The organism is Arenibaculum pallidiluteum, from assembly GCF_017355985.1.
Lineage (GTDB): Bacteria > Pseudomonadota > Alphaproteobacteria > Azospirillales > Azospirillaceae > Arenibaculum > Arenibaculum pallidiluteum.
On record NZ_JAFIQU010000002.1, the window covers coordinates 494,179 to 509,281 of the forward strand.

General features: G+C 70.8%; 13 protein-coding genes. 9 read left to right on the forward strand and 4 right to left on the reverse strand.

The window, feature by feature from the left end:
- Positions 1-113: 113 nt before the first annotated feature.
- Positions 114-1,748, reverse strand: coding sequence for an electron transfer flavoprotein-ubiquinone oxidoreductase (locus JUB13_RS06335; RefSeq protein WP_207477937.1), 1,635 nt, complete (start codon positions 1,746-1,748; stop codon positions 114-116).
- A 125-nt stretch (positions 1,749-1,873) separates the two neighbouring features.
- Here JUB13_RS06335 and JUB13_RS06340 point away from each other — a divergent pair, with 125 nt between their 5' ends.
- The 3 genes from JUB13_RS06340 (at position 1,874) to moaB (ending at position 5,286) form a co-directional block, all read left to right on the forward strand.
- Positions 1,874-2,722 (forward strand): uracil-DNA glycosylase, encoded by an 849-nt coding sequence (locus JUB13_RS06340; protein ID WP_328702880.1) that lies wholly within the window; start codon positions 1,874-1,876, stop codon positions 2,720-2,722.
- 262 nt (positions 2,723-2,984) lie between these two features.
- The gene (locus tag JUB13_RS06345; RefSeq protein ID WP_207477939.1) at positions 2,985-4,760 is read left to right on the forward strand and encodes a lytic transglycosylase domain-containing protein; all 1,776 of its coding nucleotides are present in this window, start codon (positions 2,985-2,987) and stop codon (positions 4,758-4,760) included.
- On the forward strand, positions 4,747-5,286 hold the full coding sequence (moaB, locus tag JUB13_RS06350) for a molybdenum cofactor biosynthesis protein B (RefSeq protein WP_207477940.1): 540 nt from the start codon (positions 4,747-4,749) through the stop codon (positions 5,284-5,286). Before JUB13_RS06345 ends, moaB begins: the two co-directional genes overlap by 14 nt.
- 34 nt (positions 5,287-5,320) lie before the next feature.
- On the opposite strand, the gene JUB13_RS06355 is transcribed toward moaB, so the two are convergent.
- Positions 5,321-6,904, reverse strand: a complete 1,584-nt coding sequence (locus JUB13_RS06355; RefSeq protein ID WP_207477941.1) for a pentapeptide repeat-containing protein — start codon at positions 6,902-6,904, stop codon at positions 5,321-5,323.
- Positions 6,905-7,122: 218 nt separating this feature from the next.
- On the opposite strand from JUB13_RS06355, the gene JUB13_RS06360 reads away from it, so the two are divergent.
- Both JUB13_RS06360 and JUB13_RS06365 read left to right on the forward strand, forming a co-directional pair.
- Entirely contained in the window at positions 7,123-8,214 is a 1,092-nt protein-coding gene (locus tag JUB13_RS06360) for a PA0069 family radical SAM protein (protein WP_207477942.1), read from the forward strand.
- A 48-nt stretch (positions 8,215-8,262) separates the two neighbouring features.
- A complete protein-coding gene (locus JUB13_RS06365; protein ID WP_207477943.1) occupies positions 8,263-8,883 on the forward strand; it encodes a trimeric intracellular cation channel family protein in 621 nt (206 codons plus the stop codon).
- A gap of 51 nt (positions 8,884-8,934) precedes the next feature.
- On the opposite strand, the gene JUB13_RS06370 is transcribed toward JUB13_RS06365, so the two are convergent.
- Positions 8,935-10,137 (reverse strand): calcium-binding protein, encoded by a 1,203-nt coding sequence (locus JUB13_RS06370; protein WP_207477944.1) that lies wholly within the window; start codon positions 10,135-10,137, stop codon positions 8,935-8,937.
- 230 nt (positions 10,138-10,367) lie between these two features.
- Between JUB13_RS06370 and serA the strand changes: the two genes are divergently transcribed.
- From serA to JUB13_RS06390, 4 genes are all read left to right on the forward strand, one after another.
- Positions 10,368-11,612 (forward strand): phosphoglycerate dehydrogenase, encoded by a 1,245-nt coding sequence (gene serA, locus JUB13_RS06375; RefSeq protein WP_456237107.1) that lies wholly within the window; start codon positions 10,368-10,370, stop codon positions 11,610-11,612.
- A gap of 109 nt (positions 11,613-11,721) precedes the next feature.
- On the forward strand, positions 11,722-12,420 hold the full coding sequence (locus JUB13_RS06380; protein ID WP_207477946.1) for a pirin family protein: 699 nt from the start codon (positions 11,722-11,724) through the stop codon (positions 12,418-12,420).
- A gap of 112 nt (positions 12,421-12,532) precedes the next feature.
- Positions 12,533-13,189 carry a ribonuclease HII gene (locus JUB13_RS06385; protein ID WP_407928088.1) on the forward strand — a complete coding sequence of 219 codons (657 nt, stop codon included), beginning with the start codon at positions 12,533-12,535 and terminating at the stop codon, positions 13,187-13,189.
- Positions 13,186-14,127, forward strand: coding sequence for an AraC family transcriptional regulator (locus tag JUB13_RS06390; RefSeq protein WP_207477947.1), 942 nt, complete (start codon positions 13,186-13,188; stop codon positions 14,125-14,127). Before JUB13_RS06385 ends, JUB13_RS06390 begins: the two co-directional genes overlap by 4 nt.
- Positions 14,128-14,167: 40 nt before the next feature.
- Here the strand turns inward: JUB13_RS06390 and JUB13_RS06395 are convergent, their stop codons facing one another.
- Positions 14,168-14,905 (reverse strand): SDR family oxidoreductase, encoded by a 738-nt coding sequence (locus JUB13_RS06395; RefSeq protein WP_207477948.1) that lies wholly within the window; start codon positions 14,903-14,905, stop codon positions 14,168-14,170.
- Between the last annotated feature and the right edge of the window lie 198 nt (positions 14,906-15,103).

The window sequence follows — 15,103 nt, forward strand, 5'->3', positions numbered from 1 at the left end:
GCGGGCCGAACCCCGTCCGGCGGCGCGCCCCTCCGATGTCCCGCCGCGCCCGGCGGCGGTAGCCCCACCCCCGGTGGAAGGGGCCTCAGCGCCAGTAGGGCTCCGTGCCGGGATCACATGTTCGGGTAGTTGGGCCCGCCGCCGCCCTCGGGCACGGTCCAGACGATGTTCTGGGTGGGGTCCTTGATGTCGCAGGTCTTGCAGTGCACGCAATTCTGCGCGTTGATCTGGAGCTGCCGCCCCTCCCCCTCGCCCACGAACTCGTACACCCCCGCCGGGCAGTAGCGCTGCTCGGGCCCGTCATAGAGCGCGAGGTTGACGGCCACCGGGATCGAGGGATCCTTCAGCTTCAGGTGCGAGGGCTGGTTCTCCTCGTGGTTGGTGTTCGACAGGAACACCGAGCTGAGCTTGTCGAACGTCAGCACTCCGTCCGGTTTGGGATAGGCGATCGGCTTGCACTCCGCGGCCGGCTTCAGCGTCGTGTGGTCTGGCCGGTGGCGCAGGGTCCAGGGCGCCTTCCCGCGCAGCAGGACGGTGTCCAGCGCCGAATAGGCCAGCGCGGGCCAGAGGCCCCAGTGGAAGGACGGCTTGACGTTGCGCACCGCGCGCAGCTCCTCCCACAGCCAGCTCGCCTTGAGCCGCTCGGGATAGCCCGTCACCTCGTTCCCCGCGCCCTCGCCCTCGCCGGACAGATGCGCGAAGACGGCCTCGGCGCACACCATCCCGCTCTTCATGGCGGTGTGGTTGCCCTTGATCTTGGGCACGTTCAGGAAGCCCGCCGTGTCGCCCACCAGGCACCCGCCCGGGAAGCTCAGCCGGGGGATCGACTGGAACCCGCCCGCCGACAGCGCCCGCGCGCCATAGCTGATGCGCCGGCCGCCCTCGAGATGCTTGCGAATCTCCGGATGGGTCTTGAAGCGCTGGAACTCGTCGAAGGGCGACAGATACGGGTTCTGGTAGTCCAGCCCGATCACGAAGCCGATGGAGACCTGGTTGTTGGCGGCATGGTAGAGCCAGGACCCGCCATAGGTCTTCGGGTCCATGGGCCAGCCGATGGTGTGCAGGACGAGGCCCGGCTTGTGCTTCGCCGGGTCGATCTCCCAGAGCTCCTTGATGCCGATGCTGTAGATCTGCGGGTCGCAGTCCCGGCGCAGGTCGAAGCGCTCGGACACGACCTTGGTCAGCGAGCCGCGGCACCCCTCGGCGAAAATCGTCTGCCGGGCGTGCAGCTCCATGCCGGGTGTGTAGGCATCCGTGCGCTCGCCATCCTTGCCGATGCCCATGTCGCCGGTGGCGACGCCCTTCACCGACCCGTCCTCGTGGAACAGGACCTCGGCCGCGGCGAAGCCGGGATAGATCTCGACGCCCAGCGCCTCGGCCTGGCCGGCCAGCCAGCGGCCGAGCTCGCCCAGGCTGATCACGTAGTTGCCGGCATTGTGCATGGCCGGCGGGGTGGGCAGCTTGTAGGCGCGCGTCTCCGTGAGGAAGAGGAACCGGTCCTCCTTGGCCTCGACGCTCAGCGGGGCGCCCTTCTCGCGCCATTCGGGGATCAGCTCGTCCAGGGCCCGCGGCTCGAACACCGCGCCCGAAAGCAGGTGCGCGCCGACCTCGGAGCCCTTCTCGATCACGCAGACCGACAGCTCGCGGCCGGCCTCCGCGGCCAGCTGCCTCAGCCGGATCGCGCAGGACAGGCCCGAAGGCCCCGCCCCGACGATCACGACGTCGAACTCCATCGACTCCCGTTCCATGCAATTCCCCGGTTCCTGCGGCCCGGTCCTTGGCCATCCGTGCCTATATGTGGTGTTCTTGGACCATGATCGTATTGCCGCGGTCAATCGCCGCCGCGACCGGCAAGCCTGACGGGAAAATCCACGTGTCCGACCCGAGCGAGCTCCTGGCCCTGCTGCGCTGGCATGTCGAGGCCGGTGCCGACGAGGCGATCGCCGAGACGCCGACCGACTGGACCAGCGTGACGCTGCGTCAGCCTGTCCCTGCGCAGGCGGCGGGGCGCGCCGCCGCGCCGCCGCGCGCCTTCGCCCCGGGCGCCGGGGCACCTCCGGCGCGACCGGCCCCGGCCGCGCCGGCCCTGGCCCAGGGGGCGCCGCTGGGCGTCAGGGAGGCCGAGGAGGGCGCCCGCGGCCTCGCGGCCGCCGCCGATTCGGTCGAGGCGCTGCGGGCGGCCGTCGAGGCGTTCGAGGGCTGTGCGCTCAAGCGCACGGCGACCAGCACCGTCTTCGCCGACGGCAATCCCGCCGCGCGGGTGATGATCGTCGGCGAGGCGCCCGGCGAGGACGAGGACCGGCAGGGCAAGCCCTTCGTGGGTGTCAGCGGCCGCCTGCTGGACCGGATGCTGGGCTTCGTCGGCCTCGACCGCAGCTCGGTCTACATTACCAACATTCTGTTTTGGCGGCCTCCCGGGAACCGAAAACCCAACCCCGGCGAGATCCAGGCCTGCCTGCCCTTCGTCGAGCGCCACATCGAGCTCGTCTCGCCGGCCGCCCTGCTGTTCCTCGGCGGCACCTCGGCGGGGACGTTGCTCGGCCGGACCGAAGGCATCACCCGGCTTCGGGGCCGATGGTTCGAGTATGCGCGGCCGAGTCTCCCAAAGGAAATTCCGTCCCTGCCGACCTATCATCCGGCCTTCCTGCTGCGCCAACCCGCGCAAAAGCGTGAAACCTGGCGAGATCTCGTTTCTTTGCGCAAGCGGCTCGACTGTCTCTAGGCGGCGCCCTCTAGCCAATTTCCTCGGGCTTACCCCCGCACGCATCGTCAACCTACCCTCCTGGAGTATTGCTGCATTTGAGGTAATTCAGTATGCCGAGCCTATGGAACGGATGTGCGACACGGATCCCCGTCCCGGCGGATGGACCCGAACCCTCCTCCGCGGCTTGGTGCTGTGCCTCTCCCTCGGAATCCTGGTCGAGCCGGACACGGGGGAGACGCGGGAACAGGCACAGCGCACACGCGCACAGCCGGACAGGACCATGGCCGGGCCGGTCGCGGGGCCCGTGGTCCATGGCATCGTCCATGGGGTGGCGCCGGCCCGCCAGGCCCCCCGGCCCGCCGCCATGGCGGCGATCGAGCTCCCATCCGAGGAGGCGGAGCGCTACCGCGCGATCTTCGCCCATCAGGAGCGCGGCGACTGGGGCGCGGCTGATGCGCTGATCACTGACATCAAGGACGACCGGCTGATGGGTCATGTGGAGGCCCAGCGCCTTCTGCATCCCAAGGCCTACAAGGCCAGCTACGCCGAGCTGCGCAGCTGGCTCGAGCGCTACGCCGATCACCCCGATGCCGACCGCGTCTGGTCGCTCGCGCAGCGGCGCATGGGCAAGAGCGATCCGCGCGCGCCGCGCCCGGTCGAGGCCCAGGATACGATCCGGCCGGGCCTGCACGGGCGCGAAAGCCTGGAACGCCCGCGCAGCGTGACGCCGCGTAGCCGGTCGGGCCAGGCGGACGCCGGCGAGCCGACGCGCGAGCTGAAGGCGGCGATCGCCGCGAAGCTCGACGCCGGGGAAGTCGACGGGGCCCGCGACCTTCTGACCCGGGCTATCGCCCCCGCCTCGACCATCGATCCCGGGGACATCGCCACCGAGCGGGTCCGGGTCGCGACGCGGCTTCTTCAGCTCGGCCGCGACCGCGAGGCGCTCGAGCTCGCCCGGTCAGCCGCCACGACGCCCGGCGAGGTTCCCTCCGGCGCCCACTGGACGGCCGGCCTCGCCGCTTGGTCGCTGGGCCAATACGACCGCGCGGCGCGCCATTTCGAGGCCCTTGCCTCGACCGAGGACGCGCCCGCCTGGGACAAGGCCGCAGCGGCCTACTGGGCCGCCAGGGTTCACGGCCGGCTGCGCCGGCCAGCCGAGCGGGCCCAGTGGCTGGAGATCGCGGCCGAGGAGCCGCGTACCTTCTACGGCCTCGTCGCCATGCGCGCTCTCGGCCGCGAGCTGCCGCTGGAATTCGACCTGCCGCCGCTTTCGACACGCCACGTGGCCGCGCTGAAGGCCCTGCCCGAGGCGCGCCGCGCCGTGGCGCTGATCCAGGTCGGCCAGAGGGAGCGCGCCGAACGCGAGCTGCGCCGCATCGTGCCCGACGGCGACCCCGCGGTGGAGCAGGCGCTGCTGGCGCTCGCCGACCTCGGCGGCATGCCGGGGCTGGCGCTGACCCTGGGGAGCAGCCTGAAGGCGCCGTCGGGCGGCCTCTACGACGCGGCCCTCTATCCGCTGCCGCCCTGGCAGCCCGAGGACGGGTTCCAGCTCGACCGCGCGCTGCTCTTCGCCGTGATGCGCCAGGAGAGCCGCTTCGCCCCGGACGCCCGGAGCGAGGCCGGCGCCCGCGGCCTGATGCAGCTCATGCCCGAGACCGCGCGTTTCATCGGCGGCGGCGGGCGGCCGCTTTCGGATCCCTCGGTGAACCTGGCCTTCGGCCAGCGCTACCTGATCCACCTGCGCCGCCACAAGGAGATCGGCGACAACCTCGTGATGCTGCTCGCGGCCTACAATGCCGGCCCCGGAAACCTGCTGCGCTGGCGGCGCGACATGGGGGAGGCCGCGAAGGATCCGGACCCGCTGCTCTTCATCGAGCGGCTCCCGGCCCAGGAGACGCGCGACTTTGTCAGGCTTGTCCTCGCGAACTACTGGATCTACCGGCACCGGCTGGGCCAGAAATCATCCTCCCTGGACGCCGTTGCGGCGGGTCGCTGGCCTCTCTATATCGCCAGGGACCCCGATACGACCCAGGTGGCCTTCGATGCCGAAGATTGACGAGAGCCGGCCCTTCATCCCGGTGAACATCGCCGTGTTGACGGTCTCGGACACCCGCTCCGAGGCCGACGACCGCTCGGGCGCGACACTGGTCGAGCGGGCCACTGCCGACGGCCACCGCATCGCCGCCCGCGCCATCGTGCGGGACGATGCCGATGAGATCGTCGCCCGGCTCCGCGCCTGGATTGCCGACCCCGAGGTGGACGTGGTGATCTCGACCGGCGGCACCGGTGTCACCGGGCGCGACGTGACGCCCGAGGCGTTCCACAGCGTCTACGAGAAGGAGATCTCCGGCTTCGGCGAGCTGTTCCGCTGGCTCAGCTACGAGAAGGTCGGCACCTCGACGATCCAGAGCCGCGCGACCGCCGGCGTCGCGGGCGGGACCTATCTCTTCGCGCTACCGGGATCGCCCAGCGCCTGCCGCGACGCGTGGGACCAGATCCTGCGCTTCCAGCTCGACAACCGGCACCGCCCCTGCAACCTGGTCGAGCTGATGCCCCGCCTGCGCGAGCACGAGGCCGGCTGAGGGCAGCTGCCGCAAAGCCGACGGCGTCTCCCCTTCAGTCCCGCCGATCGGGAGCGGACCGCGGCGTCGAGACGGCCTCGTGGGCGGCTTCCGCCACATCCTCGGCCCGCGGCTCGGCCGGATCATCGGACTGTAGCTCGGGTCCATCATCCACCTGCGGCTCAGCCGCATCCTCCGCCTGCGGCTCGGGCGTGGCCGCGCCGGCGGGCCGGTCGGCGCCCTTCAGGCCCCTCGCCCCCCGCAGGTCGGCGCCATCGAGCCGGGCGCCGCGCAGCACGGCACCTTCCAGGTTCGCCCCCACGAGCTGCGCGCCCGTGAGGTCCGCATCGGCGAGGTCGACGCGGCGGAGATCGGCGCGGACGAGGCGCGCATGGCGCAGCCGCGCGCCCTGCAGCAGCGCGCCTTCCATGCGGGCCTTGCTGAGATTGGCGGCGAGGCGGTGGGCCTCGGCGCCGTTTCCGATCTCGACGGGCTCGAGCCGCGCACGGACGAGATCGGCCCCGGCGAGCGATGTCCGCAGCAGCGTCGCCGCCCGCAGGTCGGCATCGGCCAGGTCCGCGCCGCGCATGTCCGCGCCGCTGAGATCGGCGAGCACCAGGCAGGCCCCGCGCAGGTTGGTGCCCCGCAGGTCGGCATGGCAAAGCAGCGCCCCTGCCAGGTTCACCCCCGACAGGTCGAGCTTCGAGAGATCCACCTCGGAGAGGTCCGCGCGCTGTCCCTCGCGCCCGTCCGAGGCGATCCAGCGCCCATGCTGGCCGATGATGTGGCCGAACTCCAGGCCCAGGTCCTCCAGGGCGCGGGTCAGGCGCGCATTGGCGAGGTCGGCCGTCGACAGATCCACGCCGTCGAGGATCGCACCCACCAGGCTGGCGCCCTTCAGGACCGTCTGGCGGAAGACAGCGCGCGTCAGGATCGCGCCCTCGAGCCGGGCTCCGGTCAGGTTGGCCTCGGACAGGTCCGCGCCTTCCATGTTGGATCCCGTCAGGTCGGAATTGGACAGGTCGGCGCGCACCAGCATGCAGGCCCGCAGGTTGGTGTCGCGAAGGTCCGTCTGCATGATGAAGGCGTTGGAGAGCTTGGCCCGGGTCAGGTTGGCCCGGCGCAGGTCGGCGGCATCGGCCAGGGTCGGGCCGTCGTCCGCCACCATGTTCTGGAGATCGCCATTGCGGCGGCGCCCCAGCAGCAGCCCGTCGCGCAGGTCGGCCTCGACCATCATCGCCCCGGGCAGCGATGCGCCGCGCAGCCGCGCGCCGCGCAGGTCGCAACGGGTCATGTCCGCCATCTGGAGCGAAGCCTCGCTCAGGTCCGCCCCGAACAGCGTCGCGTTGCGCAGGTTGCAGCCGTACATCCGGCAGCGCCGCAGCAGCGCGCCGGTCAGGTCGGCCCCTTCCAGGTTGAAGCCGGAAAAGTCGAGCCCCATGAGGTCGTGGAACTTCAGGACGAGCCGGGCGCCGCCGGGCTTGGCCCTGAGGAAATCCTCATGCCGGCGCAGGGCCTCGGCAAGCTGCGCCTGCTCCAGCCGCGGCCGCTTGCCACCCGTGAAGAATCCGGGCTCGACGACAGGCCTGCCGCTGTCGTCGCGCCAGACCCGTGCGGTGCTGCGGGTGCGCTTGGTCATGCCGCGCAGTCTGGGCGGTGCAAGGACGTCCGGCCGGTGGCGCGCCTCGGCACCTTTCGCACCCTCCTGTCGCGTGGCCGTCCCCTCGTTCGAGAGCGGCGCTTCCCGGATTCATTAACCGCAAAGGGTCTGCTGGGCCAACTGGCTCTTCGGCCGAGGCGCCCATTCCCGACAAATGTTCATGTTGCGTTCCGCTCCTCCTGTGCCATCCTCCGGCCATGGTCGACGAGATCCCGGACAGGGCGCGCAAGGGACGCGGCGCCGTCAGCAACCGCACCGGCCGCTTCGAGGCCGAGGCGCGCGTCACGGTCGACGACGGCTGGGGATCGTCCGTCGAACCCGATCCGGACCTGCCGCCGCTGCGCACCGTCCTGGGCGTCGACAGCGCGCGCAGCGTCATCGCGCGCAACGACAGCCCCGACATTCCCTTCGACCAGTCCGTGAACCCCTATCGCGGCTGCGAGCATGGCTGCATCTACTGCTTCGCGCGGCCGACCCATGCCTATCTCGGCCTTTCGCCGGGGCTCGACTTCGAGACCCGCCTCTTCCACAAGCCGAAGGCGCCGGAGCTGCTGGACCGCGAGCTGCGGGCCCCGGGCTACCGCTGCAAGCCGCTGGCGCTCGGTGCCAACACCGATCCCTACCAGCCGGTCGAGCGCGGCCAGCGCCTGACCCGCCGCATCCTGGAGGTGCTTTCGGCCTTCAACCAGCCCGTGGTGATCATCACCAAATCCGCCCTGGTCGCCCGCGATCTGGATCTGCTTGCGCCGATGGCCGAGCGCCGCCTGGTCCGGGTCTGTCTGTCCCTGACCACGCTGGACGCCGGCCTGGCGCGCCGGCTGGAGCCGCGGGCCGCCACCCCGGCGAGGCGGCTCGAAACGCTCCGGCTCCTGTCGGAGGCCGGGATCCCGACGGCGGTGCTGGCCTCGCCCATGATCCCGGGCCTGACCGACCACGAGATGGAGCGCATCCTGGAGGTGGCCGCGGGAGCCGGGGTCACCGCCGCCAGCTACATCCTGCTGCGTCTCCCGCGCGAGATCGCCGAGCTTTTCCAGGAATGGCTGCGGACCCATGCCCCCGACCGGGCCGAGCGCGTCCTATCGCTGCTGCGGCAGACCCGCGGGGGCGCCCTCTACCGTTCGGAGTTCGGCAGCCGCATGCGCGGCGAGGGTCCGGTCGCGGCCCTTCTGGCGCGCCGGTTCGAACTCGCCTGCGCGCGCCTAGGCCTGAACCAGCGTCGGTTCGAGGGGCTCGACTGCACGCGGTTCCGCCCGCCGCCGCGCCCGGGCGACCAGTTCGCCCTGCTGTAGGGCCGTCCAATTGCAGTACCGGACCGAGGCGCCTATACCCGTCCCACGATGATGGACATCGCCGTACTCCTCCGTGGCCTGGATCTCCTCGGCACTTTCGTCTTCGGCCTGAGCGGCGGTACGCTCGCCGTCCGCCGCCGTCTGGACATCTTCGGTGTCCTCGTTCTCTCCGTCGCGGCGGCGATTGCCGGAGGCATGGTGCGCGACGTCCTGCTCGGCGCCACGCCGCCGGCCTCCCTGGAGGACGAGCGATATCTGCTGGTCGCCCTTGCGGCCGGAGTGACGTCCTTCCTGTTCCATCCCGCGCTGAACCGGGTGGGCAAGCCCGTGATGGTGCTCGATGCCCTGGGGCTCGGCCTGTTTGCCGTGACCGGATGCCAGAAGGCCCTGGCCTTCGGCCTGGATCCCGTCGCGTCGATGGCGCTGGGGGTGCTGACCGCCGTCGGCGGCGGCGCCCTCCGGGACCTGCTGGTGACGGAGGTCCCCCGCGTGCTGCGGGAGGAGATCTATGCCCTGGCCGCCCTCATTGGAACAGCGGTCGTGGTGATCGGCGACCGTTTCGGCCTTCCGGAAGCCGCAGTGTCCATCGCGGGGGTCGTCGTGGCCTTCACGCTGCGGGTTGTCAGTGTCCAGCGCGGCTGGTCCGCGCCACGCGCACCGGGGTCCTGAGAGGCCGTTCGCGCCCGGCGGCGGCCATGAGCCGCCGCCGGGCGCAGGCGGTCACGAGAGCATCAGCCCATCATGCCAGTTGGTATCGCCGCCGACATCGGCGAAGGCCGTGAGCTCCGCTTCGACGCCCGCGAGGAACAGCGAGGACGCGCCCTCCCCGGCTCCCGCCGCGAGGTGGATCGCCAACCCTTCGACGCCATGGACGGTCGTCAGCTCCTGGCGGATGTCGACGATGCCGACGCCGCGGATCTCCACCGTGTCCTCGCCACGCTCGAAGTCGGCGACGAAGTCGTTCCCGTGCCCCAGGGCGAGCACGAAATGATCGTGGCCCGCTCCGCCGTACAGCAGGTCCTCGCCCCGGCCGCCGATCAGGTCGTTGTCACCGGAACTGCCGTACAGCACGTCGTCGAACGGCGACCCCGCCAGCCGCTCGACCCCGATCAGGACGTCGCCCTGGGCGCCGCCGCGGCCGACCAGCGGCTGCTTCACGCCGACCTCGTTCAGGAAGGCGACGATTCCCTCGGAGGCGCCGTCGTAGATCACGGTGTCGCGGGTTCCGGCGGCACCATCGATGATCTCGCGGGCGCCGCCGGGATGGATGATGTCGTTCCCCGCGCCGGCGTCCACATGCACGGTCGTCAGATGGCCGTCGGTAACCAGCGGCTTGCCGCGGTACGTCTGCGGCTCGGCATCGGCAGGCGTGCGGACGATGATCGTGTCGGACCCACCGCCGCTGGAGATCCGGAACTCGTTGTTCCAGAACTTTCCGTTGCTGACCGGCTGGATCAGGATCGTGTCGTTGTCGGCGCCGGTGACGACATTGCCGCGCTTGGCTCCGAGGATCTCGATCGTCGAGCCGATGCCGTCGGGATCACGATCCCAGATGCCGGAGGTCCGGACGTCTACATGCACGATGTCGCGGACCGTCAGCTGTGCATCCGCCCGCGTGGTGACCGAAAGGTTCTTGAGGGCGCCCCACCCGCCGGTGCTCTCGAAGCTCCGGTGGATCCCGGTACTGCCATCCGCCAGCACCGTCTCGCGCGCGGAGATGCCGAGCTTGCCGGCGTAGCGCAGGCCGTCGAGGCCCAGGCGCGAGCCGTTCACGCTCCAGGAGAAGGAATCAACCGAGGGCCAGTGGTCGGACCCGCCAGCCGGCAGGTCGGGAAACCGCGAGACGTCGGTGCCGGGCAGGTACCATTGCCCGGGTCCGCCCTTCTGGCCCCAGGAGATCTTGACGTCGGAAGCAGAGGACATGAGAGGCAATCGTCCGCCTAAGTTGATAAGAGTCAAAACTAAAGAAGCATCAGCGCTCTCCCTGCCTCAAGACGCAGAACGGCACATCCACTTTTGATGACACGAATTTGGGTAGGATTTGCGCGGCTTCGGCGCGCGAAGCGGTCCGCGGCGGCCACAAGGCCCCTTCCGCGCCGCACGCGCGGGCTGTAGGAATGCGGCCTTCCCGCCGTGCGACGAAGGGCTACCCGGTGACCAAGCTTTCCCTGTCCAAGGACAAGATCCGCGTCCTCCTGCTGGAGGGGATCCACGCCAACGCCGCCAAGGACCTGGCAGACGCGGGCTACGCCAAGGTCGAAATGGTTTCCAAGGCGCTGGACGAGGCGGACCTGATCCGGAAGATCAAGGGCGTCCACCTGCTGGGCATCCGCTCGCGCACCAACGTCACGGAGCGTGTCCTGGAGGCGGCGGACCGGCTGATCGCCCTGGGCTGCTTCTGCATCGGCACCAACCAGGTCGATCTCGACTCCGCGCGCCGGCGGGGCATCCCCGTCTTCAACGCGCCCTTCTCCAACACGCGGAGCGTGGCCGAGCTGGTGATCGGCGAGATCATCATGCTGATGCGCGGCATCTTCCCGAAATCGGAGGCAACGCACCGGGGCGAATGGATCAAGTCCGCGGCCAACAGCTGGGAGGTCCGCGGCAAGACCCTCGGCATCGTCGGCTACGGCAACATCGGGACGCAGCTCAGCGTGCTGGCCGAGGCGCTGGGCATGCGCGTGGTCTACCACGACGTGGTGCCGCGCCTGCCGCTGGGTCGGGCCGAGCCCTGCGGCAGCCTGGAGCACCTGCTCTCCATCTCCGATGTCGTCTCGCTCCACGTCCCCGAGACGGCCGAGACCGCCGGCATGATCGGCGAGACCGAGATCCGCCGCATGCGCAAGGGCAGCTTCCTGATCAACGCCTCGCGCGGCACCGTGGTGGACGTGGACGCCGCCGCCCGGGCGCTGGCCGACGGGCACCTGCTCGGCGCCGCCATGGACGTCTTCCCGGTCGAGCCGACCGCGGCCGACGATCCCTTCGTGTCGCCGCTGCGCGGCATCCCGACCGCGATCCTGACGCCGCATATCGGCGGATCCACCGCCGAGGCCCAGGCGCGGATCGGCAACGAGGTCGCGCGCAAACTCGTGGACTATTCGGATGTCGGCGCGACCTTCGGGGCCGTGAACTTCCCGCAGGTGCAGCTCCCCACCCGTCCCTCGGGCACGCGCTTCATGCATGTGCACCGCAATGCGCCCGGGGTGCTGAAATGCATCATCGACGTCTTCACCGCGCGCGGGCTGAACATCGGCGCGCAGTACCTGCAGACCGACGGCGAGATCGGCTATGTGGTGATGGACGTCGACGGCGGCACGGCGGCGGCCAGCGAGGTGCTGGATGAGCTGCGGGCCATCAACGGCACGATCCGCGCGCGCTTCCTGTACGAGCGGCGGTGATCGTTGCCGGTCCGGCAACGATAAGGTTCCATCCAGGACGATTGCGCCGGCGAGCCGGGAGGCCGATCCTCAGGGGCGAAATCCGACCGGCCCTGGAGGAACGAGCGCCATGATCGCGATCCGTCATGCCGAGCAGCGCGGCACCGTCGCGCTGGGCTGGCTCGACAGCCGCCACAGCTTCTCGTTCGGCCATTATCACGATCCCGCGCATATGGGCTTCCGCGCCCTGCGTGTGATCAACGAGGACCGCATCGCGCCGGGCGCGGGCTTTCCGCCGCATCCGCATGCCGACATGGAGATCCTCTCCTACGTTCTCGAGGGCGGACTCGAGCACGAGGACTCCCTGGGCAACCGCTCGGTGATCCGACCGGGCGAGGTCCAGCGCATGAGCGCCGGGAGCGGCATCCGCCACAGCGAGTACAACGCCTCGGCCACGGACCCCGCGCATTTCCTGCAGATCTGGATCCTGCCCGAGCGCAGGGGCCTCGCCCCCGGCTACGAGCAGAAGGCCTTCCCGGCCGAGGAAAGACGCGGCCGCCTCCACCTGGTCGCCTCGCCCGACGGGCGCGAAGGCAGCGTCACCGTGCACCAGGACGTCGACCTCCATGCGGGGCTCCTGGCGCCCGGCGAGACCGCGGGCCTCGACCTTCGGCCCGGCCGCGCCGCATGGGTGCAGGTGGCGCGCGGCGGGCTGAGCCTGAACGGCCGGCCCCTGCGTGCCGGCGACGGGGCCGCCGTCACCGGCGAGGCAAGCCTCGTCCTGACGGCGGAGGACGCGAGCGAGGTCCTGGTCTTCGATCTCGCCTGACCCCGGGAGCGGGACGCGAAGGTGTAGCGCCGCCGCGGCCCGCCAATCCGTAGTTGGCCAATCCGCGGTTGGCAGGTCCCGCCGCCCGGGCTATGTCTCGGCCGTGCCTTCCGTGATCGCCCTCCGCCCCGACTTCTCGCTCGAGACCGCCGCCGGCCACGGCACGGCCGCGCTCGTCTGCGGCGTGGACGAGGTCGGCCGCGGCCCCCTGGCGGGCCCCGTCGTCGCCGCGGCGGCCATCCTGCCGCACCAGAGCCTGCCGGGCTGGCTGGCCGATGCCATCGACGATTCCAAGGCCCTGAAGCGCGCCCTGCGCGATGACCTGGCGCCTGCGCTGCGCGAGCACGCCTGGATCGGGCTCGGCCTTGCCAGCGTCGAGGAGATCGACGCGCTGAACATCCTGCGCGCGAGCCATCTCGCCATGGAGCGGGCCATCGCGTCCCTCGGCGTCGTGCCCGACCTCGCGCTGGTCGACGGCAACCTGCTGCCGCCCCTTCCCTGCCGCGGCCGCGCGGTGGTCAAGGGCGATGCGCGCTGCCTGTCGATCGCCGCCGCCTCGATCGTCGCCAAGGTCGCGCGCGATGCGATGATGGCCGAGCTCGCCGAGGCCTTCCCGGGCTACGGCTGGGAGCGCAACGCGGGATACGGCACGGCCGAGCACCGGGCAGCTCTCGCCCACCTGGGTCCAACGCCGCACCACCGCCGCAGCTTCGCGCCCGTCGCCGAGCAGCTCGCCCTCGGCCTGCGGGGCGCCGACCTCCCGGCATGAGGGGCGATCCGCTCACCGACGTCGTGCTGCTGGCCGGCGCCCGGTTCAGGATGTCGGGCAGCCTTGCGGCTGGGGGAGACTGGGCGCTGCGTTTCCCGCCGCCCGAGGACATCAAGTTCGTGGCCGTGGTGAAGGGCGGGTGCTGGCTCTCGGTCGAGGGCGCGGAAGATCCCCGGCGCCTCGGCACGGGCGACGTTGCGATGCTTGGCGCAGGGCGCCCTTTCGCGCTGGCAGGCGCCCCCGGCGCGCCCGAGATGGACGGCGCCCGGGTCTTCGCCGATGCCATCGGCAACGTGGCAAGCGTCGGCGACGGGAGCGGATTTCTCGCCATCGGCGGCCATGTCGTGCTGGATCCCGTGCGTGGCGGAGTACTGGCGGAGGTCCTGCCGCCGCTGATCCATGTCGATGCCGGCTCGTCCGAGGCCGCGGCCATGCGCTGGATCATCGACCAGCTCGTGAAGGAGGTCGCCGCCGACCTTCCGGGCGCCGCCCTGGCTTCCGAGCAGCTCGCCCAGCTTCTGTTCCTCCACGTCATCCGATCCTGGCTGGCAGGGTCGGACCGCACGGGCCTGGGCTGGATCGGCGCCCTCCGCGACGCCCGCATCGCCCCCGCCCTTCGCATGATGCATGCCGACCCCGGGCGGGCCTGGCGGCTGGACGAGCTGGCGCGTGCGGTCGGCATGTCCCGCACGAGCTTCGCGCTGCGGTTCAAGGCCGCTGCGGGGGTTGCGCCTCTGGCCTACCTGCTGGACTGGCGCATGCGCCTTGCGGAACGCAGCCTGCGGGAGGGCACGGCCCCGGTCTCGCAGCTTGCGCTGTCGCTGGGCTACACCTCGGAAAGCGCCTTCAGCAATGCCTTCAAGCGCCGCACCGGGCTGGCGCCCAGGCACTACCGCTCGCGGGCGGAGGGTGAGGTGCTGCCCGCCGCACCCCGGTGAATGGCGCCGCCGGGCCCGTCCGAGCTCCCGGCCCCGCCCGCTACACCTGCGCGGTGGAGCGGAGCACGATCTCGTTCACGTCGATCTCGGGCGGCTGATCGATGGCGAAGGAGATCGCACGGGCGACGGCGTCCGGCGTCATCGCGATGCTGTCGCGAAGGCGGAGGAGCTGCGTTCGCACGTCCTCGCTGGCGATGCCGTCCGCGAAGTTCGTGTGCACCATGCCGGGCGAGACGACCGTCACGCGCAGCCGTTCGCCGGCCTCCTGCCGCAGCCCTTCGGAAATGGCGCGCACGGCGAACTTCGTGCCCGAATAGACCGCCTGGGTAGGCACCGTCTTGTGCCCGGCCGTCGAGGCGACGTTGACGAAATGCCCGTATCCCTGCCTGCGGAAGACCGGCAGTGCCGCGGCGATGCCGTAGAGGACGCCCTTGATGTTGACGTCGACCATCATTTCCCAGTCCTCGACCCGCAATTCGTCGAGCCGGGAGATCGGCATCACGCCGGCATTGCTGACGAGAACGTCGAGGCGTCCGTAGACGCCGCATGCGAGCTTGACGAGATCGGCGAGATCGCTGCGCCGGCTCACATCCGTGCGGGCATAGATGGCCTCTCCGCCCGCATCGGCGATGCGGTGCGCGAGGAGCTTCAGCCGGTCGGGCCGGCGTGCGGCCAGCACCACCTTCGCGCCGCGCGCGGCCAGCAGAAGCGCGGTCGCCTCGCCGATGCCGCTGCTCGCGCCCGTGATAGCGACGACCTTGGGCTCTGTGGTTTCCATGGCGGACCTCCGGTTGCGACGCCGGAAGCATAGGCGGCGGGCTTCGTACGATGAATAATTGCGCGTCCGGAATATCTGCTCGATCGTTCAAGACCGCCTTTCCCGAGGTCTCGGGCACGCGCAACGGGCGTGGCCACCCCCGACGCTCGGCCGCTTCCCGGCTAAGCGCCTGATTCCCAAGACTCTCCTCGGAAATTC

Coding starts and splice junctions, on each gene's coding strand:
- JUB13_RS06380 (WP_207477946.1), top strand. CDS start 11,722: ATGATCGCGATCCGTCATGCCGAGCAGCGCGGCACCGTCGCGCTGGGC.
- moaB (WP_207477940.1), top strand. CDS start 4,747: ATGCCGAAGATTGACGAGAGCCGGCCCTTCATCCCGGTGAACATCGCC.
- JUB13_RS06335 (WP_207477937.1), bottom strand. CDS start 1,748: ATGGAACGGGAGTCGATGGAGTTCGACGTCGTGATCGTCGGGGCGGGG.
- JUB13_RS06390 (WP_207477947.1), top strand. CDS start 13,186: ATGAGGGGCGATCCGCTCACCGACGTCGTGCTGCTGGCCGGCGCCCGG.
- JUB13_RS06395 (WP_207477948.1), bottom strand. CDS start 14,905: ATGGAAACCACAGAGCCCAAGGTCGTCGCTATCACGGGCGCGAGCAGC.
- JUB13_RS06355 (WP_207477941.1), bottom strand. CDS start 6,904: ATGACCAAGCGCACCCGCAGCACCGCACGGGTCTGGCGCGACGACAGC.
- JUB13_RS06365 (WP_207477943.1), top strand. CDS start 8,263: ATGATGGACATCGCCGTACTCCTCCGTGGCCTGGATCTCCTCGGCACT.
- JUB13_RS06360 (WP_207477942.1), top strand. CDS start 7,123: ATGGTCGACGAGATCCCGGACAGGGCGCGCAAGGGACGCGGCGCCGTC.
- JUB13_RS06345 (WP_207477939.1), top strand. CDS start 2,985: ATGGCCGGGCCGGTCGCGGGGCCCGTGGTCCATGGCATCGTCCATGGG.
- JUB13_RS06370 (WP_207477944.1), bottom strand. CDS start 10,137: ATGTCCTCTGCTTCCGACGTCAAGATCTCCTGGGGCCAGAAGGGCGGA.